The following is a 19,408-nucleotide window of genomic DNA, read 5'->3' as shown; positions in this document are numbered from 1 at the left end:
ACGATGGCTTAGATTCGATGCAATTTTAAAGAAAATAGGTCAAAATAAACTATCTTCAAGTTTTGAAATAGACAATATGGGCAAATCAAACTTACTGATTGAATTATATAGTAACCTTAGCACTACAGGAGCATTGACTTTTAGCTCAAAAGCACTGGTCAAAAAAATGGTCACCCAAGTCGACTTGAAAGATGCAGATATAATCGTCGAATTGGGAGGAGGAGATGGGAGTATTACCCAAGGGATTATTAACCAAATGGGTCCACAAACAAAATTATTGGTCTTTGAAATCAATTCATCGTTTTGTGAGGAGATGAGGAAGCAGTTTGACAATCCCAATGTGCAAATCATCAATGACTCGGCAGATCAAATTGAAAACTACCTAAATGGAGAAAAGGTAGATTTCATCCTTTCCTCTTTGCCTTTTTCCTTCATTTCTAAAGAAATAACAGATTCCATTCTAAGTCAGTCCCGATCAGTTCTCAACCAAGGAGGAGCATTCATACAGATTTGCTATTCCTATCTTTTGAAAAACCTTTTCAAGAAGTACTTTCCTGAAGTCAATGTGAGTTTTACCCTAAAAAACCTGCCACCTGCATTTGTGATGGTATGCCAAAGCTAAGAGTGCATGGATATTTTGCGGATAGCGATTTTGGAGTTTTGTAGACAGCGGCCGGATACCTCTTTTTGTCCATCTGAGGTAGTTAGAAGGATGTACCCTGAATCATGGCGTGAGTTTTTACCGGATATCCGCCAAAAGGCCTTTGAAATGTATCAAGAGGGTGAAATTCTGATCACTCAAAAAGGAAAACTGCTCGATAAGGAAGCACTTCCAGTAGGACCGATAAGGATTTCGAAACTAAAGTGACTCTTACTCGGTTTGAATTCCAAATACTCAATATGGATACGAATCAATCATTACCAACTACTTCAGTCACAATTCCAGAAGGAGAATCTGTCATCACTTTAGGTGCAGGCTGTTTTTGGTGTACCGAGGCAGTTTTTCAGCGCTTAGAGGGTGTCAAAAATGTAGTATCGGGTTACTCAGGTGGTTTTGTCGAGAATCCAAGTTATCGTGCAGTTTGCAGTGCTACCACAGGTCATGCAGAAGTGATTCAAGTTTTCTATGATCCCAAAGTGATCAGCTTGGAGCGACTATTAGAGGTTTTTTGGTCTACGCATGATCCTACCACACTCAATCGACAGGGAGCAGATGTCGGTCCTCAGTATCGATCTGCAATTTTTTTTCATACCGAAGAGCAGGGAGAAATTGCCAAAAAACTGAAGAAGGAATTGAACGAAAAACAGGTCTTTTCTCAACCAATTGTCACTGAAATCACTGCTTTTAGTAATTTCTATCCAGCTGATAATCAGCATCAAAATTATTATAATGAGAACGGCTATCAGCCCTATTGTCAGTTTGTGATTAAGCCAAAGGTAGACAAGCTAGAGAAGTACTTTTCAGAGCTTCTGGCAAAAGATTAAAATATATTTTCCTGAATGAGTTTTTATAGGACAGGCAAAAACTGACCTATATTTGCATTGTTTTTAGATTAATTATGATGAAAAGAAATAGAGCCCAAGAATCAAGAGCTGCCATTGAGCGACTTTATATCACGATGAGACATCTTTTTACCCGAGGTACTTACAAGCCGATGGGAGTCTCTGGTGAGAGTTTGGTTCAGGCTTTGCGAGTTTTAAGTCCAGAAATCTACGGAACCATCACAGATCCGGAAAAGGTAGAATTGGACGGCCTTCTTTATGTAATGGAGCGTCTTCCACGAGGAATCGAACAGTGTCGATACATTCGCTTGATTAGTCGGGAAGGTCTTGAGACTTCGCATTTGGAACCGATCGTTCCGCCAAAAAGAAGAAGAAACTGCTACAGACTCGATGAACAAGTCATGTATGTGGAAATGACGCGGGGAAGATCAGATATCTATGATATTCTTACCCACCTGACATTTTTGTATATCGAGAGCAGCAAAATCTATCAAAACAGTACTGACCCGAAAGGAAAGATTTCTATCAATTGGAAGATGCTGGAGGAATTTGTGAAGAAGGAGGAAAGCGGAGAGCTGTTTGATCGAGAAGCGGCTTCTGCTTACCTCAGCCACTTGATCGGTAGGACTTTCGAAGAGACCTCTAAGGCTGTCAACAAATTTGAAAAGAGTTCGAATTCAAATAGTCTATTTTCCATCGTATATCACCTGGGTAAGCTTGCTATGGAGGAGATTCGGGAAGGAAAAGATCGGGAAATTTCATTTTCAGCCACTTTGAGGGAACGAATCGGACACCATGTCTATGGAGAGCAATGGGCTGGTAAAATCATGCAGAAGCTGGATGAATTGGACTTATTAGAAAGGCCGATTCATATTATTTCGGCCAATCTTCATTCGGTTTTGAATACCATCTATGCTCCTCAAGTGCTAGACTCAAAGAGCTTCGAGGATATTGAGCAAATAGCCTCCTCAATTGCGATGGGAGAAAAGAACAATGCTGGGAAAAAGATTTATGCCTATGCTTTGAAGCATGGCTTTGTAGATCTTCCTGATCAGTCTGGCACCAATATCGGGACTCAGATCATTGATACCGCAAAGTTGGAGAAGTCTGAATTGCTGCCGGGATTAACCTTGCCTGAAGAGGTACAGCAAAGACCGGTCTTTGTTGTGATGGATTATGCCTTTGGTGAGCAGGCTTTTGAATGTATGGATGAGTTATTGAAGCCATTTAAGAAAGGTGGCAAAGAATTCCCGCTGAATATCGTATCGGTTTCCATCATGGGTAAAGCCGGAATTCTCTATGGAGGAAAAGGCGATCTGATGATTCCTGACGCTCATGTTTTTGAAGGTACAGCCGATAATTATCCATTTAGGAATGAGTTGAAAGCTACTGACTTTGAAGGGTTTGGGCTTGGAGTGTATTCTGGAAGTATGGTCACGGTCTTGGGAACTTCCTTACAAAACAAGGACATTCTTCGCTATTTCATGGAGTCCTCTTGGAATGCAATTGGACTGGAAATGGAAGGAGCACACTACCAGAAAGCCATTCAATCAGCCTCTAGAATCCGAAAAAGCATTCGATCCAATGTCAAAGTCCTTTACGCCTATTATGCATCTGATAATCCGCTAGAAACAGGAAGTACCTTGGCTTCAGGAGCTTTGGGGATGGAGGGGGTGAGACCTACTTACCTGATCACTTATAAAATTTTGGAGCGATTATTTGGGAAATAATCAGTAGGACTTCAAATCATTCAGTAGCATCCGCTGCAATAAATGGTTTCATTTCCTCAGCAATCTGAGCTCTTAGATCATTCAGTTTTATTGCATAGGATTCGAGATTCTTTTCGCGTTCGGTTTTTGGAACCCACTTCTTGGTAGGAGTGGGGTTGCCATGGTCATCCACTGACACAAAGACAATTACACAATGTGTTTTCTTTTCGTAGTTTGGATCGGTAACTTTTTTTGAAAATACGTCTACGGCAATATGAATACTGGTTTTCCCGGTGTAAATAACAGAAGCATCTATTTTGACCAAATCGCCAATATTGATGGGTTTGTAAAAGCGAATTCCACCAACATAGACGGTCACGCTATAGCTTTCAGACCAGCTGCTTGCACAGGCATAGGCAGTTTGATCAATCCATTTCATGACTGCACCTCCATGAACTTTCCCTCCAAAATTGACATCTGTAGGCTCTGATATAAACTGAAAGGTGGTTTTATTGGTCATTTTAAAGAGTTTTTTTTGAATTTGGGTCTTCTTCCAGTTTTTCTAACTGCTTTTCGATTCCTTTGGCACGGGCTGCTATCATTGTGAATACGGCTGCTAACATCACCAAGGCACCTAATCCAAGGCTGTGGTTTTGATTCCAGCCATCTCGCCAGACTGTCATTCCATAATAGCCAATAAATCCAAGCATCAAAAGTCCGATGATAGCGAGGATAGCTCGGAGACTTTTCAGTCCTTTTTGAAGTTCTAGTTTTGATTTATTTTCCATAAGATTCCTATTCATTTACACGGGTGCTATGCAACATATCCAGTCGCCAACCATCATTTGTTTTGGTGGCTGTAGCACTTTCGAGCCAATGGATTTCTCTAGTGATAGAGCCATCTTTTTTGAAGGTTGCGTAGTTATGATAGGCCATCCAAGCGCGATTGCCTTCTATGGTGGTTTTGATAAATTCAAAGCGATTTAATCGCGTTGCTCTGTCAGGATCACTTTTGGCTTTAGAAAAGTACGAATTGATCATTTCCAAGTCCCAAACCTCCCCTTGCTCTAAAAGGATAAAATCCTCAGTATAAAAATCTGAGACCTTTTCGGCGTTGAATTCAGAAAATAACTCATCAAATGAATTTTGAATCAAGTCCTGAATAGCCTTCTCATCCGATTTCGTTTGGGAAAAGCCAAATTGGACAAGGTTTAAGAAAATTAGCGTGAGAAAAATATTTCGAAAATACATGGCTTAGACTGTTAGGGTAAAATAGCTCGGGACAATCCTGCCCCGAGCATGAAAATATTATTGGAGATTGGAATTGATAGGGGGAGGTCCATCAGGGACAAAGCCCTTGTAGACATAGTCGCCTTTTTTCTCTTTGAATTCATTCTTGACACTTTCAACCAGTTCTGGATTCTCAAAAAGATCCACCATAGTCATGGAAAGTGCCTTTGCAGCGTAGGCCATGCCCTTGTGGCCAATGGACATTCCACTTGAAGCTACTACCGCCCAGGAATGCCAAGGAGTGCCATTAGGTGCTGTGGTTGCGGATAGTCGAATAGTAGGAACAACCCAACTCACATCTCCTACATCCGTGCTACCACCCATGCTATGTTCGGCAGTTTCTTCCATCGGCTCAATCTTAGAAACTAGTCCGATTTGAGGCTTACCAGTTGCCTCCTGAATTTTCTTTGCAAAATCTTGCTCTTCCTCTGTGTAACTAATGGGACCTAAAGTTTCTAGGTTTTTCTGAAGTGCCGCAGAACCAGTTCTATTCACCAATACCTCATGAACCCCAGAGATCAGGCTGACCTTGTAGTCTACATTGGCCATGATCGCCGCACCTTCTGCCATGGCTTCTACTCTTTTCCAAACAGGAATTAAACCTTCCCGGCTAGAATCTCTCACGCGTACCCAAATTCTGGAATAATCAGGAACTACATTCACGACTTTTCCGGCATCTTGAATGTGGTAATGGATCCGAACGGTAGGCTTGATATGCTCTCGATAATAATTGATCCCTGTGGTATAAAGCTCTAGGGCATCCCCTGTACTTCTACCATTCCAAGGATCAGAGGAAGCATGGGCAGCCTGTCCATAAAATTCCACTTGGAAATCCACCAATGCTAGGCCTTTTTGAACAGCAGTCTTTGTCTCGGCAGAAGGATGCCAATCCATCACTACGTCAACGTCATCAAATAGGCCTGCTCTGACCATCCATAGCTTTCCGAAGAACTTTTCTTCAGCCGGAGTTCCGTAAAATCTTACAGTTCCTTTGATTTCTCCCGATTCGATCAGATCCTTGATAGCTGCTGCCGCCCCTAATGAAGCTACGCCAAAAAGATTGTGACCGCAGCCATGACCGGGGTTGCCTTCATTGAGCGGGCTTTTGTAAGGAACTTTGTTTTGAGAAAGTCCAGGTAGGGCATCAAATTCACCCAAAATTCCAATTATAGGCTTACCGGAGCCATATTCTGCTACAAAAGCTGTCGGGATTTCTGCTACTCCACGGGTGACTTTAAAACCCAACTGCTCCGCATAATCCGACAAAGCCTCCGCAGATTGAGTTTCTTGAAAAGCAATCTCTTCAAAAGACCAGATTCGATCACTGAGATCTGTCAATGATTCAAACCGCTGATCCACCGAGGCGACCACGGCTTCTTTGAGAGGGTTAGGTTTCGCTTTTCGCTGCGCAAAAGAAATCTGGCTTAACAAAAGCAGCAAAAGCGTAAAGGATGATAGTTGATAGGTGTTCTTCATATTGTTTGGTTTGATAAGGTTCTGATTTAATTACCATGCGATCCCATAATCGTCTCCGTAGTTCGCACTTCCTCCCCACATACTGCCATGCTTCCAGTCAAACCAAATCGCATTGATAGGTCCGGATGTTCGTGGCCAAAAGTCCATGATGTAGCCTTTCTTGACCAACTCAGACCTGATCCATACGGGGGTGTCATCCCGGAGAATCATATGGCCGGGCTTGATTTCATGTGCTCCAAAAGAACTTTGCATTTGTAGGGAATTCATATTCGCAGCTTCCACTGCCTCTTGCACGTTCATATCAAATTCAACCACATTTAAGAAAAACTGCAGTAGGTTTTGATCCTGAGAGTCACCTCCCTGCACTGCAAAGGATAAAAATGGCTTTCCATCCTTCAGTGCCAAACTTGGAGTCAAAGTAACTCTAGGTCTTTTTCCCGGCTCAGGGAGATTGTATGGGTTTAGCTTTTCATCCAGAACAAAGCTCTGCATACGCTGACTCAAGCCCACTCCGGTACGACCTGCGATTACAGCCGGTACCCAACCACCACTTGGAGTTACGGACACAACCCAACCATCCTTATCTGCTGCCTGTATGGAGGTGGTTCCACTGAAAAAGGCTTCAAAATATGGATCATCTGTACCTGATAGTTCAGCCAGGTGAATTTGCTCTTTAGTGGTTTCGCCTTGAAGGCTAAGCATATTTTTGAAAGGATTACTTCCTCCTTGGTAAGGGTAAGGATCTCCTGCGCCCATTTTGGGATCGTTGATGTCTTTGATTAGTTTCGCTCGATCTTTTGCATATTCCTTCGACAACAGGCCTTGAATCGGGCTTTTTGGCTCAAAAGCTGGATCGGAGTAATAAAAGTCCCGGTCGGCAAATGCTAAATTCATGGCTTGATACACTGTGTGAAGATACTCGGCACTGTTGTAGCCCATTTGCTTTAGATCAAAGTTTTCCAGAATATTCAATGATTGAAGCAAAGCCGGGCCTTGGGTCCACTCTTGGAGCTTGTAAACCTGAATTCCTTTGTAATCGACCATCAAAGGTTCTTCAATTTTCACTTCCCAGTTTGCTAGATCTTCTTCTGTAAAAAGACCACCTTGCTCTTGGGTACCTCGGACGATTTCCTTAGCGATGTCTCCCTTATAAAACCGCTTATTTGCGGCGTAAATCGCTTCTTCTCTGGATTTTCCCTCGGCAAGGGCTTCCTTTTCGCTCTCTACTAATTTCTTCAAAGTCTCATACAAGTCCTTTTGAACAAAAATCTCACCGGGTGTTGGTGCCTCCCTTTCCTCACCAAGGTAGGGAAGGAAAACTTCTTTGGAGTAGGGCCATTCTTTGATTCTCTCTTTAGAACCTTCGATGGAATTGGCTGTCTGCGCTTCGATTGGATAGCCTTGGGCGAGTTGCATGGCAGGAGCGAGCACCTGCTCTAGGGAAAGTGTGCCGTATTCTGCCAGCATGGTCATCAAACCACCGGGAGTACCAGGGGTAGTAGCCGCCAAAGGACCAAAGGCTGGCGGGTATTCCATTCCCTGAGATTTGTAAAACTCGACTGTCGCACCAGTGGGTGCATAGCCAAGGGCATTGATAGCAATGACTTTTTTGAGTTCAGGGTGATAAATCAATGCCTGTGTTTCACCTCCCCAAGAGAGTACATCCCACATGGTAGCTGTGGCAGCAAGCATCGCGCAAGCTGCATCCACTGCATTGCCTCCTTGATTGAAAATAGTGGCACCGGCTGTAGCTGCAAGAGGCTTTCCGGTAATTGCCATCCAATTCTTACCATGTAGGATGGGTTTTTCTGTTGGGGTTTGTCCGGGGGCAAGCCCAGGTAGATTTTGACCAAAGGTCAAAAAGGAAAATGACAGCAGGGTGACAAGGGTAAAGATTTTTTTCATCGTAGAATATTTAGGGTTGGTCTACTTCATCAAGTAGCTGATTGATAATAGGTTTGAATCCGGGGAACATTGAGTTGTAGTGGGTGAATATTTGAAATATCGCACTGGGGTCTTTCACATTGAAGCTATTGTTGGAAGTGTAAGCTTCTATTTCTTCGGCTTTGTCTCCAAAAATCTGGAAGAACTTCTTTCGCTTTCTTGGGATTTCAATGATGTTTTTGCCCTCTAGGTAGTAATAGGTATTCCGCTTTAGAATTTTGTCATTTCGCTCCCCAACCATCAGGGCTTGATTATAATTTGATTCTTTGAGGAAAGCGGTCGTTCGTCTCATCAGTGAAAGTTCTCCATCAACAAGCACTTCGAAAAAACCAGAAATGGGGGCTCCATCTTCCCGGAAGTCCATACCATTCACAAAATATCTAGGCACTTGGTAGGTGGAGTCTATCCACACGATATTTTGGACTCGTAGGCCAGGCATGACAGACACCAGGTTATTCTCTGGTTCCATCAGTTCAAACATATTGGATACAATGTTATAACGCGCACGGAATCCTTCCAGCATTTGCTGGTCTCGGTAGAGTAGGATAGAGGCTCTATTCCATTTGCTGTCCAGATAATTATTTCCTTCTAATTTTTTGGGTTCCGGTGGAATTCCGTACACCATATTTCCTCCAATAAAATTGGGGCGCTCATTGAGAAGGCGAATGATATTATCGGCTCGAATGGTCTTTTGCAGGGCTTGTCCACTTCCTGAGGCACCTAGTCTTACTAGTGGAATGGTTCCCAAGTTTGTATCTTCTTTGAGTTTGATGCTTTGTTCTAGCCGGTTGTATCCATTGTAATTGACCGCAAGTATATATTTGTCTTTTGGTAGATTTTTAAATTCAAAATTACCACCAGCCACAGTGGTTGTACCAAAAGCAGTACCACGAAGTGTGACACTTACTCCATCGATATATTCCCCGGATTCCGAATCGACAATTTTCCCCGAAATGGAAAAGTTCTGAGCTTGTACGAGGCCTGATAAAAACAGGAGCAGGAAAATTGAAATTTGAGCAAGGGTTTTTGACATAAACAGGCGATCAAATAAGACTGAAGAAAGATAGTCAAATCAGAACGTTATTTCAATTGAACTGTCGATGAAGGACTTTATCGCTTGCAGATTGGCTTTCAAGCCGAATTCGAGTTATATTTGATGAGCTTCGTAAAGCTTTTTATCACTTTAATTATCCCATTTTGGATTTCTCAGTATTTAATTTTGAATCCAGTCTACAAGAAGGACTGGATGCTATGGGCTTTGAAAAGCCTACCCCCATTCAGGAAAAAGCCATACCGGTTATCATTCAAAATAGAGACCTGATTGCCTGCGCACAAACTGGCACAGGAAAGACGGCTGCCTTTATACTTCCGGTTTTAAATAAAATTTCGAAATCAGGCAGTTCCTCACTCAATACATTGATTTTAGCACCTACCCGAGAACTAGCCATACAAATCGATCAGCAGATTCAAGGCTTTGCTTACTTCTTGGGAATCAGTTCTATCCCAGTATATGGAGGTGGTGATGGGATCGTTTGGGAGCAGCAGAAAAAAGCGCTCGAGACTGGAGCAGAAATCGTCGTAGCAACGCCAGGAAGATTGATTGCCTTGCTTGCTGGTGGAAAAATAGACTTGAGTTCACTTGAGCACCTGATTCTAGACGAAGCTGATCGAATGCTGGATATGGGCTTTTCTGACGATATTTTAAAAATCATCAATTACCTCCCAAAAAACCGCCAGACAGTTCTTTTTTCTGCTACCATGCCACCTAAAATCCGGCAGTTTAGTATGAAAATCCTTCAAAACCCGGAGGAGATTTCCATCGCTTTAGGCAAGACAGCAGAAGGCGTGACACAGTCTTTTTATTCTGTGTATGATGGCCAAAAGGAAGACCTTGTAACCAATATCCTTTCTCAGAAAGATTATGAAGCAGTGATCATTTTTGCCTCAACTAAGGATAAGGTCAAGTCGCTTCATAAAGTCCTGCGAAAGAAGTTTGAAGTAGAAGCATTTCATTCTGATTTAGAGCAAGTTGAGCGTGAGAAGATCATGTCGAATTTCAAGAATAAGACCTTGAAAATTCTGGTGGGGACGGATATCATTTCTAGGGGAATTGATGTGGTTGGAATTGAACTAGTGATCAACTTTGATACTCCAGGAGATCCCGAGGATTATGTGCATCGAGTGGGTCGAACCGCAAGAGCTGATATGGAAGGTGAGGCGATCACTTTTGTTAATCCCAAGGATCAACCCAAATTCCGAAGAATTGAAGAATTAATCGGTATGGAAATCAACCAGTTGGAATTGCCAGAAGGATTTGAAAAGGGCCCTGCTTATAGTAGGGAGGATAAAAGATCCAGAAATGACAAACCCAAATTCCAAAAGAAAAAAGGTGGTTCTAAATTCAAAAAGCGAGGTTCAGATTTTTCCAAAAAGACTAATCCTTCTGAGAAGTTTCAGCCGAAAGCTTCGCAAAATGAATCCAAACCCAACGATCCCAAGCCAAGCAGACCTGCTTCCGGAAAATTCTCAAATAGGAAAAATGTAATTGATTGATGCGCTTTCATTTCTGAGCGGACAAACAGGCTATTCTACGCTCAGACATTTTTGGAAGTTTGTTATTATCATTCTGCCTATCTTCGAGCATGATTCAATTGATCGAATGTCCACGGGATGCCATGCAGGGAATTCCGGATTTCATAGATACTTCTATCAAAGCAGCCTACATCAATCAGCTTTTAGAGGTAGGCTTTCACACCATTGATTTTGGTAGCTTCGTAAGTCCAAAAGCCATTCCTCAAATGCGGGATACTGCTGAGGTATTGGAAATGCTTGATTTGCATAGGGTTCAATCCAAGCTTTTGGCGATTGTGGCCAATGTTAGAGGCGCGGAGGATGCCTTGCAGTTTGAAGAAATCGATTACCTTGGTTTTCCACTTTCTGTCTCTGAGACCTTTCAACAAAGAAATACCAAGGCTAGCATTGCCCAAGCTTTAGAGACTGTCGAGTCAATTCAAAATCTTTGTGAAATCAAGGGCAAAGAACAGGTAGTTTACCTGAGCATGGGATTTGGAAATCCTTACGGCGATCCATATTCACCGGAATTGGTGGCAGAATTTGTAGAAAAACTTGATCAGTTGGATGTAAAGACCATTTCACTGAGTGATACGATTGGAGTAGCTGATACGGATTTGATTACAAAGCTTTTTAAAGTACAAATCAACACTTTTCCGCACCTTACCTTTGGGGCTCACTTGCATAGCCGTCAGGAATCTATCCAGGAAAAGGTACTCGCTGCAGTCCAAGGAGGATGTCGAAGATTTGATGGAGCACTGAAAGGTTTTGGAGGATGTCCGATGGCCAAGGATGATTTAGTTGGAAATATGGCTACAGAAGTGATGATTGAGGCATTGGAAGGAGAGGGCTTTGACCTGCAACTAAATAAGGCTGAGCTTGGAGAAGCCATGAAACTTGCCAATTCTGTTTTTTATTGAATATGAGTAGCTCCAAAATCCAGCACAAAGTCAAGGCTACCCGAAACTACCGCTATTTGCATAAATGGCTGGGATTGCCTTTGCTGATATTCTTTTTCCTGATCGGGATTACATCCATTCTGTTGGCTTGGAAAAAGAAAGCCGAATTGCTTCCTCCAACGCTTAAAACTCAAGTGGAAAATGGAACCTGGATTCTGCCATCCGAAATGACTAGGATTGGGGAAGAGGAGATGAAGGACCTGGGTAGGGATGAGGAAGTGGATAGAATCGATATTCGCCCGGATAAAGGAATTGCCAAAGTGACTTTTAAAACTCATTTTACCGAAGTGCAGCTCGATGGCTTCTCTGGGGAAGTTTTATCCGTGGAAACGCGACATTCTGATTGGATCGAAAAAGTCCACGATGGCAGTATTTTGGACTATTATTTCACTGATGGGGAAGGTTCGAAGCTAACTTATTCCACCTTGACTTCACTGGGATTGATTCTGATGGGAATCAGTGGCTTTTATCTTTGGTACTATCCGAAGTTGATCCGGAGACTGAAAAAGTAATTAGACCAAAAGCTTGAATTTCTTACCTGGAAGAGACTTGACTATTCCTTCGAATTCTAGTGAAAGTAACTTCGAGGATAAGGTTCCCAGCGGAATCTCAGTCGCATAGCAGATTTGGTCGATTTCGGATTCTCCTTTTTCCTGTAAATGGGTGAGAATAGCTAATTCCTCTGTTTCCCGATTTGAAAAATCCAATTTTGGTTTTGGGATCTTCTCTTCTCCAGGTTTTGTCCAAAAGAGCGCTTCCGCAATATCATTGGGACCAGTGTAAATAGAGGCTTTCATTTTCTTGATCAGGTTGTTGCAGCCTTCCGAAAAGTTGGATTGAAGGTTTCCTGGTACTGCAAATACTTCCTTATCGTAGCTGTAAGCAATTTCCGCGGTGATAAGCGCCCCTCCTTTAGCCGCCGCTTCTACCACGATTAATGCATCTGACAACCCCGCGATAATTCGGTTTCGGGCAGGGAAATTGCCGGGCATCATTTTAGTCCCGGGAGCATATTCGCTTAGAAGGGCACCCAATTCCTGCAGTTGCTCGGCGGTCTTTCTATGAACTGCCGGGTAAATCTGATCGATAGGGGAGCCCATTACTGCCAGGGTGGGAAGCCCTGCATGAATAGCAGCTCGATGTGCCTCAATGTCAATCCCGTATGCTAATCCAGAAATAATCGCAGGCTGATAAACCGAAAGGTCCTCAATGATTCTTTTTGTGGCTGACCGACCATAAGAGGTAGCACTTCTGGTGCCCACTATTCCGATGGTTCGTTCGAAATTCAAATCAGCTTTTCCTTTCGAAAAAAGCAAAACAGGCCCATCTTCCTGTGCTTTTAGACGTTGGGGGAATTTTGGGTCCAGATGGGTAAGGATTTCAAAGCCCTTTTTCTCAGAAGTTGCTATTAAATCATCCGCTTTTCGCAGAAGTTCCTCTCTGCTTTCACGAAGTGCAAGTAGCTTGGGACCTACTTTTGGAATTTTAGAAGCTTTGCCTTTTGGAATGTCAAAAAATGCCTTTGGGGATCCCGAATAGGCTAAAATCGCTTTGAAAAGGCTTGGCCCAATCTTGGGAGCCAAAGCCAAAGCAATAAAATGCCGGATATGTTCATGATCCGGATTTTGCATGGAATTCATCGCGAATGGTCGCTAAAAACTCTTTAATCTCCTGAAGCTTCTGTACTGCCGCAACTTTATCAAAGCCTTGCTCCTGTCCATGAGCAATGACCTCCCTTGCTCCATCCAGTGTATATCCTTTTTCCTTTACCAAATGATAGACAAAACGGATTTTTTGGATATCGTCCTTGGTAAATCTGCGGTTACCACGTTTGTCTTTTTTGGGCTTGATGATATCAAATTCCCCTTCCCAGAAACGAATAAGCGAAGGAGCAACTTTAAACATGTCGGCAACTTCACCGATTGAATGATATTTTTTCTCTATGATTTTCTCTTTGTACGGCACAGCTTTGGGAATTATTTCAAACAATAAACTAAAATACAAAATCAATTGATGACTTCAAGAATGACTTGAAGTGATTTCTATAAAAATAAACTGCTTAACGGTTTAATATCTGCAACATCTGCACAGCAGCGAGTCCAGCAGTCTCGGTTCGAAGTCTGCTTTTTCCCAAGGAGACAGGTTCAAAACCATTTGAAATCGCCTGCTTGATTTCTTCAGGATCAAAATCTCCTTCTGGTCCAATTAAAATAAGGTAGTCTCGAATGGGTTTGGCTACGTCCAAAAGATGATTTTGGTGGTTTTCATCCACATAGGCAATAAATTTTTGAAAACCCGAAAATGCGGTATTTGCTATCAAATCAGAAAAGCTGATGTCTGAATGGACTCTGGGTTTAAAGTATTGCTTGCTCTGCTTACAAGCAGAAATGATTTTCTTTTCGAGTCTGTCAGTTTTCAAATAGGTTCTTTCCGAATTTTGACTCTTCATCAGGTAGATTTCATGAAAACCGATCTCTGTAATTTTTTCTACCATCCATTCCATACGGTCAGGACTTTTGGTAGGGGCAATTGCTAGATGAATTCGAAAATTATCTTCCGGAGTTTTTTCAACATCGATTACCAGAAGGCTAGTCTTTTTGGGATTAGCATCTTGAATCCTGCAATGATACAAATTGCCATTTCCATCTGTCAGATCTACCGAATCACCTGTTTTTTTCCTTAAAACACGAATCAGATGTTTGGATTCTTCTGGTTCGAGTTGGACCTCAGGAGGCTGAATATTTTCTTGAAAAAAAAGTGGCATGGTTGATTTTTGATACAAAAAAAGCACATTTCCCGAAAGAAATGTGCTTTAACCAAATTAACCTTAACCTATAATCAACCTTTTGAAATTTCCATATTTACGGATTTCCCTTTGATGGTGTTTTGCTTCATGATGCGAATTACATGATCTGCATCTTTCTGCGGTACGTCCACAAAGGAGAAGTTATCGAAGATGTCAATTCCACCGATGCTTCGTCCAGGGATTCCTGCTTCCCCGGCGATTGCACCTACGATGTCATTGGGACGGATACGGTCACGCTTTCCGAGGTTGAGGAAAAGTCTAGCCATATTGGCTTCAGTAGCTCTTCCGCCACCTCTACGCTCTCGACCACCTTCTCTTCGCTCGCCACGACGTGCGCCATCGCGATCTCTTCCGCCACGCTCAAATCTTCCGCCTCTATCTCCGCGATCATTTCTTTCTCTTCTTCTGTCCTGGAAGGAAGGAAGGGAGAAATCCTGATCTCTGAGTTCCTTAACAGCCTCACCCATGGTCATTTTGATTAGACCTAGCGCAATTTGCTCTGGGGTAAGTCCTTCAGTAAGTAATTGACCCAAAGTCTCTTCGAAGATCTGATTGTCTTCTTCTTTGGCCAAGGTGCGATGTACATCTTTTACCAACTGAGCTTTCTTCATGTCAATCAGTTCGTTGACAGAAGGAGGATCCATTTTATTAATGGAAGCCTTCGTGAATCTTTCAAGATCCTTGATCTTCATCGTATCTCTACGACCGGTTACGAAGTTGACTGCTACACCGGATTTACCTGCGCGGCCTGTTCTTCCGATTCTGTGTACGTAGTATTCTTCGTCCAAAGGAAGATCGAAATTGAATACTGCCTCTACATTGTCCACGTCGATTCCTCGAGCAGCCACATCTGTAGCTACCAAGACATTACAGATTCCTTTACGGAATTTACCCATCACTTTGTCTCTTTGAGCTTGAGACAGGTCTCCGTGAAGTGCTTCCGCTACGATTCCTCTTGATCCGAGAGATTCAGTTACCTCATCAGTCATTCGCTTCGTGTTACAGAATACAACCGACAGATTGTAATTATTTACCGTCATCAATCGAACCATCAGTTCCATTTTCAAGGAAGGCTTTACTTCATAGTAAATCTGTTCGATGCGATCGACAGTCAGTTCTTTTTTCGCCACTTTGATGATGTGCGGGTCATTCTGATACTTTCTGGTCAAATCCATAATTGGCTTGGCCATGGTAGCAGAGAAGAAGACGGTTTGTCTTTCTTCAGGCATTTCTTGAAGGATGGCTTCGATATCATCTCTAAAGCCCATATCCAACATTTCATCCGCTTCATCCAATACGATGATTCCAGCATCTTCAAGTTTCAAGGTGCCTCTATTGATGTGATCTTGAACTCGACCTGGAGTACCTACTACGATTTGTACGCCTTTCTTCAGTGTTCGAATCTGCTTGTCGATTGATTCGCCACCGTAGATAGCTACAGAAGTAATTTTGCGATGATACTTTGCTAGTTTTTGGAATTCACCTTCTACTTGTACCGCTAGCTCGCGAGTAGGGCAAAGGATGATGGCCTGAGGTTTGTTGAAGTCAGGGTCGACCAAATCAATGATCGGAATAGCGAATGCTGCTGTTTTACCTGTACCTGTTTGGGCTTGACCGATTACGTCATGTCCTTCGAGTACGTAAGGGATAGCTTGTTCTTGAATTGGGGAAGGTTGGGTATAACCCATCTCTTCCACTGCCTGTAGAATTTCTTTCGAAATCCCCAGGTCTGAGAATTTTGTGTTGTTTTCCATGATGTTTCCTTACTTTTTCTTGCCATGTTCCTTGATCCCAGACAAGCGACAGTAAGGAAATCACGGCTCAGAAAAAATTATTCTGTGTCAAAATTGACGGTGCAAAAGTATGTATAAATATTTTGTAAAACAAGAGAGGGTTTGAGTGTTTTAGAATAATGTTTAAAAAATCGAGAGATTTATAAAAAATAATTTGGTAGACCCTTGTTGAGTTTGCTTTTAAAGGAAGGTTCTATCGGAGGAGGCTTCTTTCATCATTTTTTCTGCCAGGTCTTTCCCGAGATAGCGATCGATCAGCCCATGTCCAAGATAGAGCAGGGGAGTAAGTAGAATTGCAACTGAAAATTTGTAGACATAGTTGATGATTCCCACTGCGATAACTTGGCTTAGTTCCCAATTTCCGAAGATGTAGAAAGCTATTCCCAATACCACAAATGAATCAAAAAACTGACTGACCAAGGTGGATCCTGTGGCACGCAACCAGATCATTTTTGATCCGGTGACAGCTCGTAGTTTTTGGAATACAAAGACATCAACCAACTGACCCAAGAGGAAGGCAGTGAGTGAACCAATGATGATTCCCAATCCCTGTCGGAAAATGGTATTGAATGCATAGGAAATATCAAAGGAATTTCCTGAGGGAGTTTGGGCATTGACATCAAGCCAAAAATCAGCTGGTACTAAAATGGTCACGACGCTGATAACCACAAATACATAGGCAATTAATCCTGCAGTCAGAAAACTGATTTTACGGACGCCCTTCTTTCCAAAATACTCATTAATAATATCTGTGGTCACAAAGACAATCGGCCAAATAACAGCGCCTGCTGTCAAATTGAAGTCCAGAATATATTCCCCAAAAAATTTCCAATTGACAGGCTCAAAACCAAAAGTTCGCTCTGCTGAAAATATTTTCACTCCAATAATTTCCGCCAAGATCGCATTGGTCAGAAATATTGAACCCAAAATGATGAAGAGGTTGGTCTTTTTGGAAGATTCGTTGCGTGTCATAGTCGATAAGTTTCTCCCTCTACACTCAGTTCAACATTTTCGAATATCGGTTTGGCTTCTTCTAGCATAGGATTCAGATCCTTATATCTGGAGGAGAAGTGCCCTAAAATCAGTTTATTTACGGAAGATGCTGCTGCTATGGATGCTGCCTGACCTGCTGTGCTGTGCATGGTGAGCTCTGCTCTTTCTTTCTCCGAATCCAAGAAAGTAGACTCATGATAAAGTAAATCCACCCCGGCAATGTATTCTTTCAATTCGGGCCAATAAATGGTGTCCGAACAATAGGCATATGTCCGTGTAGCTTCCTGTGGGTAACAGTATTCCCCTACCGGATAGAATGAGCCATCCACGCCGATATAGTCCATTCCTTTCCGAAGGGATTGAATAGCTTCAAGGGGTAGCTTTTCGGCTTCCAATTTTGATTTAATCAGGTTACGAAGACCTGCTTTTTCTTTGATCAAAAAACCAGTGGTAGGAAGACGGTGGCGAAGCGGGAAGCTATAAACCATCAATTGTGGGGTGTTTACCAATAGATTTAATCCATCATCTGTAGTAATATGAAAATCAATTGAATATGTCAATTGAGTATTACTCCATCTAAAATGAGTACTGATGATTTCATCTAGACCTTTTGGTCCAAAAATAGTCAAAGAATTGCTTCTCCTTGCCAAATGGAAACTGGATAATAATCCAATCAAGCCAAGGTAGTGATCCCCATGAAGGTGTGAAATAAAAATATAATTGATTTTGGAATACTTCAGCCGAAACCTGCGAAGTTGCATTTGCGTGCCTTCACCACAGTCGATTAGCATCAATTCACTTCCCAGCTTTACGAGCTGGGAGGTGTGATTGCGACCATGTACAGGAATCGATGAAGTATTCCCAAGTATCGTTACCTCAAATTCTGGTCTCAATCCTCTTCTTCCTCGTCCTCTTCTACTGCCCCGTTTTCAATTTCATGCATGAAGACCGCTTCTCCAGCCTCTTCCAAGTCATTGACTAGATTAAGCTTTTTGTCCAGCATGGAGATTTTCAAAAGCTTTAGCACATGATCCTGCACACCAGAGATCAAAAACAAGCCTCCATTGTTTCCATATTCACGATCTCCAACCAATAAGGCACTAAGCCCTGAGGAATCTACATACTTTACATGGCTCATGTCTAGTACAAGCTTTTCGTAGCCTTCTGCATGCACGGTCAAAAGCTCAGATTTCAACTTTGGTGCTAGCGTAGAGTCCAATTTTTCCTCCATTGGAGTGAAAATCACATATTGTTCTTTTTTGTCAATGCTATATTTCATATAATTTTTGTTTTGCCTATCCTTCGAAATGAAAGGATGAATCCTGCCCGGAAATAAAATCAATAAATAATTGACTTTCCTGCTTGATACTTGTTGATTTTAGTTTTCGTTTAGATACTTTTTTATAGCTTCTTCGATGCGGGTTTCTATGTCATCCGTTTCAGCTTTTACAAATTTTTCTCCGGTGATTTTTTCGAATAGCTCAATATAGCGATCCGAAATGCTTTGTACAATTTCATCAGTCATTTTGGGCACCACCTGGCCATCTTTTCCCTGAAAGCCGTTCTCAATCAGCCATTGCCTCACAAATTCCTTCGATAATTGGCGCTGAGCTTTTCCTTCTTTTTGGTTTTGCTCGTATCCATCCGAATAGAAATATCGACTGGAATCCGGTGTGTGAATTTCGTCGATTAGGTAAATTTCTCCCTCGTATTTTCCAAATTCATATTTGGTGTCCACCAGGATCAACCCCTTTTCTTTCGCCATCTCTTGTCCGCGTTGGAATAAGGCTCTTGTGTACTTTTCCAAGACTTCATAATCCTCCTTGCTGACGATTCCTTTCGCTAAGATGTCCTCTTTGGAAATATCCTCGTCATGTCCTTCGGAAGCTTTGGTAGTCGGTGTAATAATGGGGGTGGGGAAAGCATCATTTTCCTTCATTCCTTCTGGCATCGGGACGCCACAGATCATTCGCTTTCCCGCTTTATACTCGCGAGCGGCATGTCCAGACAGGTAGCCACGGATTACCATTTCTACCTTGAATGGATCGCATCGCTTTCCTACTGTGACATTGGGATCTGGAGTGGCGGTGACCCAATTAGGTACTAAGTCAGAGGTAGCTTCAAGGAATTTGGCTGCGATTTGATTTAATACCTGGCCTTTGAAAGGAATAGGACGTGGAAGCACCACATCGAAAGCAGATATCCGATCAGAGGCCACAACTACAAGTTCTTTGTCGAAAATATAGACATCTCTTACCTTTCCTTTGTAAAAGTCAATTTGTGCAGGAAATTGGAAGTTGGTCTCTTTGATTGCGTGGCTCATGATTCAGATGTTTTGGCAAAAATAGGAAAGCTTTTATTCAA

At 42.4% G+C, this 19,408-nt stretch carries 21 protein-coding genes; 7 read left to right on the top strand and 14 right to left on the bottom strand.

What is annotated here, in order from left to right:
- Positions 1-76 precede the first annotated feature (76 nt).
- From G457_RS0111255 to G457_RS0111240, 4 genes are all read left to right on the top strand, one after another.
- Positions 77-622 (top strand): class I SAM-dependent methyltransferase, encoded by a 546-nt coding sequence (locus G457_RS0111255; protein ID WP_026946578.1) that lies wholly within the window; start codon positions 77-79, stop codon positions 620-622.
- Positions 623-628: 6 nt separating this feature from the next.
- A complete protein-coding gene (locus tag G457_RS0111250) occupies positions 629-868 on the top strand; it encodes a DUF3253 domain-containing protein (RefSeq protein ID WP_024282674.1) in 240 nt (79 codons plus the stop codon).
- Between the two features lie 32 nt (positions 869-900).
- Positions 901-1,485: a peptide-methionine (S)-S-oxide reductase MsrA gene (gene msrA, locus G457_RS0111245; RefSeq protein ID WP_026946577.1), complete on the top strand. Its 585-nt coding sequence runs from the start codon at positions 901-903 to the stop codon at positions 1,483-1,485.
- Positions 1,486-1,562: 77 nt separating this feature from the next.
- Positions 1,563-3,233: a DUF6909 family protein gene (locus tag G457_RS0111240; protein WP_026946576.1), complete on the top strand. Its 1,671-nt coding sequence runs from the start codon at positions 1,563-1,565 to the stop codon at positions 3,231-3,233.
- Between the two features lie 16 nt (positions 3,234-3,249).
- Here G457_RS0111240 and G457_RS0111235 read toward each other — a convergent pair whose 3' ends face one another.
- The 6 genes from G457_RS0111235 to G457_RS0111210 are packed head-to-tail and all read right to left on the bottom strand — an operon-like array spanning position 3,250 to position 8,955.
- The gene (locus G457_RS0111235) at positions 3,250-3,732 is read right to left on the bottom strand and encodes an acyl-CoA thioesterase (RefSeq protein ID WP_026946575.1); all 483 of its coding nucleotides are present in this window, start codon (positions 3,730-3,732) and stop codon (positions 3,250-3,252) included.
- A 1-nt stretch (position 3,733) separates the two neighbouring features.
- Positions 3,734-4,000: a hypothetical protein gene (locus G457_RS0111230; protein WP_134201678.1), complete on the bottom strand. Its 267-nt coding sequence runs from the start codon at positions 3,998-4,000 to the stop codon at positions 3,734-3,736.
- Between the two features lie 7 nt (positions 4,001-4,007).
- A complete protein-coding gene (locus G457_RS0111225; protein ID WP_026946573.1) occupies positions 4,008-4,463 on the bottom strand; it encodes a DUF4440 domain-containing protein in 456 nt (151 codons plus the stop codon).
- Positions 4,464-4,520: 57 nt separating this feature from the next.
- A complete protein-coding gene (locus G457_RS0111220; RefSeq protein WP_026946572.1) occupies positions 4,521-5,978 on the bottom strand; it encodes an amidohydrolase in 1,458 nt (485 codons plus the stop codon).
- A gap of 30 nt (positions 5,979-6,008) precedes the next feature.
- Entirely contained in the window at positions 6,009-7,883 is a 1,875-nt protein-coding gene (locus G457_RS0111215; protein ID WP_026946571.1) for a gamma-glutamyltransferase family protein, read from the bottom strand.
- 10 nt (positions 7,884-7,893) lie between these two features.
- Complete coding sequence (locus G457_RS0111210; protein WP_035483689.1) at positions 7,894-8,955, bottom strand: carboxypeptidase-like regulatory domain-containing protein; 1,062 nt, start codon at positions 8,953-8,955, stop codon at positions 7,894-7,896.
- Between the two features lie 164 nt (positions 8,956-9,119).
- Here G457_RS0111210 and G457_RS0111205 point away from each other — a divergent pair, with 164 nt between their 5' ends.
- From G457_RS0111205 to G457_RS0111195, 3 genes are all read left to right on the top strand, one after another.
- Positions 9,120-10,475, top strand: coding sequence for a DEAD/DEAH box helicase (locus tag G457_RS0111205; protein WP_026946569.1), 1,356 nt, complete (start codon positions 9,120-9,122; stop codon positions 10,473-10,475).
- A gap of 89 nt (positions 10,476-10,564) precedes the next feature.
- Positions 10,565-11,413, top strand: coding sequence for a hydroxymethylglutaryl-CoA lyase (locus tag G457_RS0111200; RefSeq protein WP_026946568.1), 849 nt, complete (start codon positions 10,565-10,567; stop codon positions 11,411-11,413).
- Positions 11,414-11,415: 2 nt separating this feature from the next.
- Complete coding sequence (locus G457_RS0111195; RefSeq protein ID WP_035483684.1) at positions 11,416-11,964, top strand: PepSY-associated TM helix domain-containing protein; 549 nt, start codon at positions 11,416-11,418, stop codon at positions 11,962-11,964.
- Here G457_RS0111195 and dprA read toward each other — a convergent pair whose 3' ends face one another.
- The 8 genes from dprA to G457_RS0111155 all read right to left on the bottom strand — a co-directional run bounded on the left by dprA (position 11,965) and on the right by G457_RS0111155 (position 19,367).
- On the bottom strand, positions 11,965-13,083 hold the full coding sequence (gene dprA / locus G457_RS0111190) for a DNA-processing protein DprA (protein WP_026946566.1): 1,119 nt from the start codon (positions 13,081-13,083) through the stop codon (positions 11,965-11,967). It abuts the gene before it with no gap.
- Positions 13,064-13,417 (bottom strand): MerR family transcriptional regulator, encoded by a 354-nt coding sequence (locus G457_RS0111185; protein ID WP_026946565.1) that lies wholly within the window; start codon positions 13,415-13,417, stop codon positions 13,064-13,066. The genes dprA and G457_RS0111185 overlap by 20 nt, the downstream gene beginning before the upstream one ends.
- A 94-nt stretch (positions 13,418-13,511) precedes the next feature.
- A complete protein-coding gene (locus tag G457_RS0111180; protein ID WP_026946564.1) occupies positions 13,512-14,216 on the bottom strand; it encodes a 16S rRNA (uracil(1498)-N(3))-methyltransferase in 705 nt (234 codons plus the stop codon).
- Positions 14,217-14,290: 74 nt separating this feature from the next.
- Positions 14,291-16,012: a DEAD/DEAH box helicase gene (locus tag G457_RS0111175; RefSeq protein ID WP_026946563.1), complete on the bottom strand. Its 1,722-nt coding sequence runs from the start codon at positions 16,010-16,012 to the stop codon at positions 14,291-14,293.
- Between the two features lie 219 nt (positions 16,013-16,231).
- The gene (locus tag G457_RS0111170) at positions 16,232-17,023 is read right to left on the bottom strand and encodes a queuosine precursor transporter (protein WP_026946562.1); all 792 of its coding nucleotides are present in this window, start codon (positions 17,021-17,023) and stop codon (positions 16,232-16,234) included.
- On the bottom strand, positions 17,020-17,937 hold the full coding sequence (locus tag G457_RS0111165) for a ribonuclease Z (RefSeq protein WP_026946561.1): 918 nt from the start codon (positions 17,935-17,937) through the stop codon (positions 17,020-17,022). Before G457_RS0111165 ends, G457_RS0111170 begins: the two co-directional genes overlap by 4 nt.
- A complete protein-coding gene (locus tag G457_RS0111160) occupies positions 17,934-18,323 on the bottom strand; it encodes an STAS domain-containing protein (RefSeq protein ID WP_026946560.1) in 390 nt (129 codons plus the stop codon). The genes G457_RS0111165 and G457_RS0111160 overlap by 4 nt, the downstream gene beginning before the upstream one ends.
- A gap of 99 nt (positions 18,324-18,422) precedes the next feature.
- The gene (locus G457_RS0111155) at positions 18,423-19,367 is read right to left on the bottom strand and encodes a phosphoribosylaminoimidazolesuccinocarboxamide synthase (RefSeq protein WP_026946559.1); all 945 of its coding nucleotides are present in this window, start codon (positions 19,365-19,367) and stop codon (positions 18,423-18,425) included.
- Positions 19,368-19,408: the final 41 nt, after the last annotated feature.

Source organism: Algoriphagus marincola DSM 16067, assembly GCF_000429405.1.
Taxonomy (GTDB): domain Bacteria; phylum Bacteroidota; class Bacteroidia; order Cytophagales; family Cyclobacteriaceae; genus Algoriphagus; species Algoriphagus marincola.
The sequence above is the reverse complement of the archived record's forward strand: the minus strand, read 5'-3'. Positions and strand labels throughout refer to the sequence as shown.

What these genes read in the sequence shown, in the direction of transcription:
- G457_RS0111255 (WP_026946578.1), top strand. Translation starts at nt 77, where the DNA reads ATGGGCAAATCAAACTTACTGATTGAATTATATAGTAACCTTAGCACT.
- G457_RS0111250 (WP_024282674.1), top strand. Translation starts at nt 629, where the DNA reads ATGGATATTTTGCGGATAGCGATTTTGGAGTTTTGTAGACAGCGGCCG.
- msrA (WP_026946577.1), top strand. Translation starts at nt 901, where the DNA reads ATGGATACGAATCAATCATTACCAACTACTTCAGTCACAATTCCAGAA.
- G457_RS0111240 (WP_026946576.1), top strand. Translation starts at nt 1,563, where the DNA reads ATGAAAAGAAATAGAGCCCAAGAATCAAGAGCTGCCATTGAGCGACTT.
- G457_RS0111235 (WP_026946575.1), bottom strand. Translation starts at nt 3,732, where the DNA reads ATGACCAATAAAACCACCTTTCAGTTTATATCAGAGCCTACAGATGTC.
- G457_RS0111230 (WP_134201678.1), bottom strand. Translation starts at nt 4,000, where the DNA reads ATGGAAAATAAATCAAAACTAGAACTTCAAAAAGGACTGAAAAGTCTC.
- G457_RS0111225 (WP_026946573.1), bottom strand. Translation starts at nt 4,463, where the DNA reads ATGTATTTTCGAAATATTTTTCTCACGCTAATTTTCTTAAACCTTGTC.
- G457_RS0111220 (WP_026946572.1), bottom strand. Translation starts at nt 5,978, where the DNA reads ATGAAGAACACCTATCAACTATCATCCTTTACGCTTTTGCTGCTTTTG.
- G457_RS0111215 (WP_026946571.1), bottom strand. Translation starts at nt 7,883, where the DNA reads ATGAAAAAAATCTTTACCCTTGTCACCCTGCTGTCATTTTCCTTTTTG.
- G457_RS0111210 (WP_035483689.1), bottom strand. Translation starts at nt 8,955, where the DNA reads ATGTCAAAAACCCTTGCTCAAATTTCAATTTTCCTGCTCCTGTTTTTA.
- G457_RS0111200 (WP_026946568.1), top strand. Translation starts at nt 10,565, where the DNA reads ATGATTCAATTGATCGAATGTCCACGGGATGCCATGCAGGGAATTCCG.
- G457_RS0111195 (WP_035483684.1), top strand. Translation starts at nt 11,416, where the DNA reads ATGAGTAGCTCCAAAATCCAGCACAAAGTCAAGGCTACCCGAAACTAC.
- dprA (WP_026946566.1), bottom strand. Translation starts at nt 13,083, where the DNA reads ATGCAAAATCCGGATCATGAACATATCCGGCATTTTATTGCTTTGGCT.
- G457_RS0111180 (WP_026946564.1), bottom strand. Translation starts at nt 14,216, where the DNA reads ATGCCACTTTTTTTTCAAGAAAATATTCAGCCTCCTGAGGTCCAACTC.
- G457_RS0111175 (WP_026946563.1), bottom strand. Translation starts at nt 16,012, where the DNA reads ATGGAAAACAACACAAAATTCTCAGACCTGGGGATTTCGAAAGAAATT.
- G457_RS0111170 (WP_026946562.1), bottom strand. Translation starts at nt 17,023, where the DNA reads ATGACACGCAACGAATCTTCCAAAAAGACCAACCTCTTCATCATTTTG.
- G457_RS0111160 (WP_026946560.1), bottom strand. Translation starts at nt 18,323, where the DNA reads ATGAAATATAGCATTGACAAAAAAGAACAATATGTGATTTTCACTCCA.
- G457_RS0111155 (WP_026946559.1), bottom strand. Translation starts at nt 19,367, where the DNA reads ATGAGCCACGCAATCAAAGAGACCAACTTCCAATTTCCTGCACAAATT.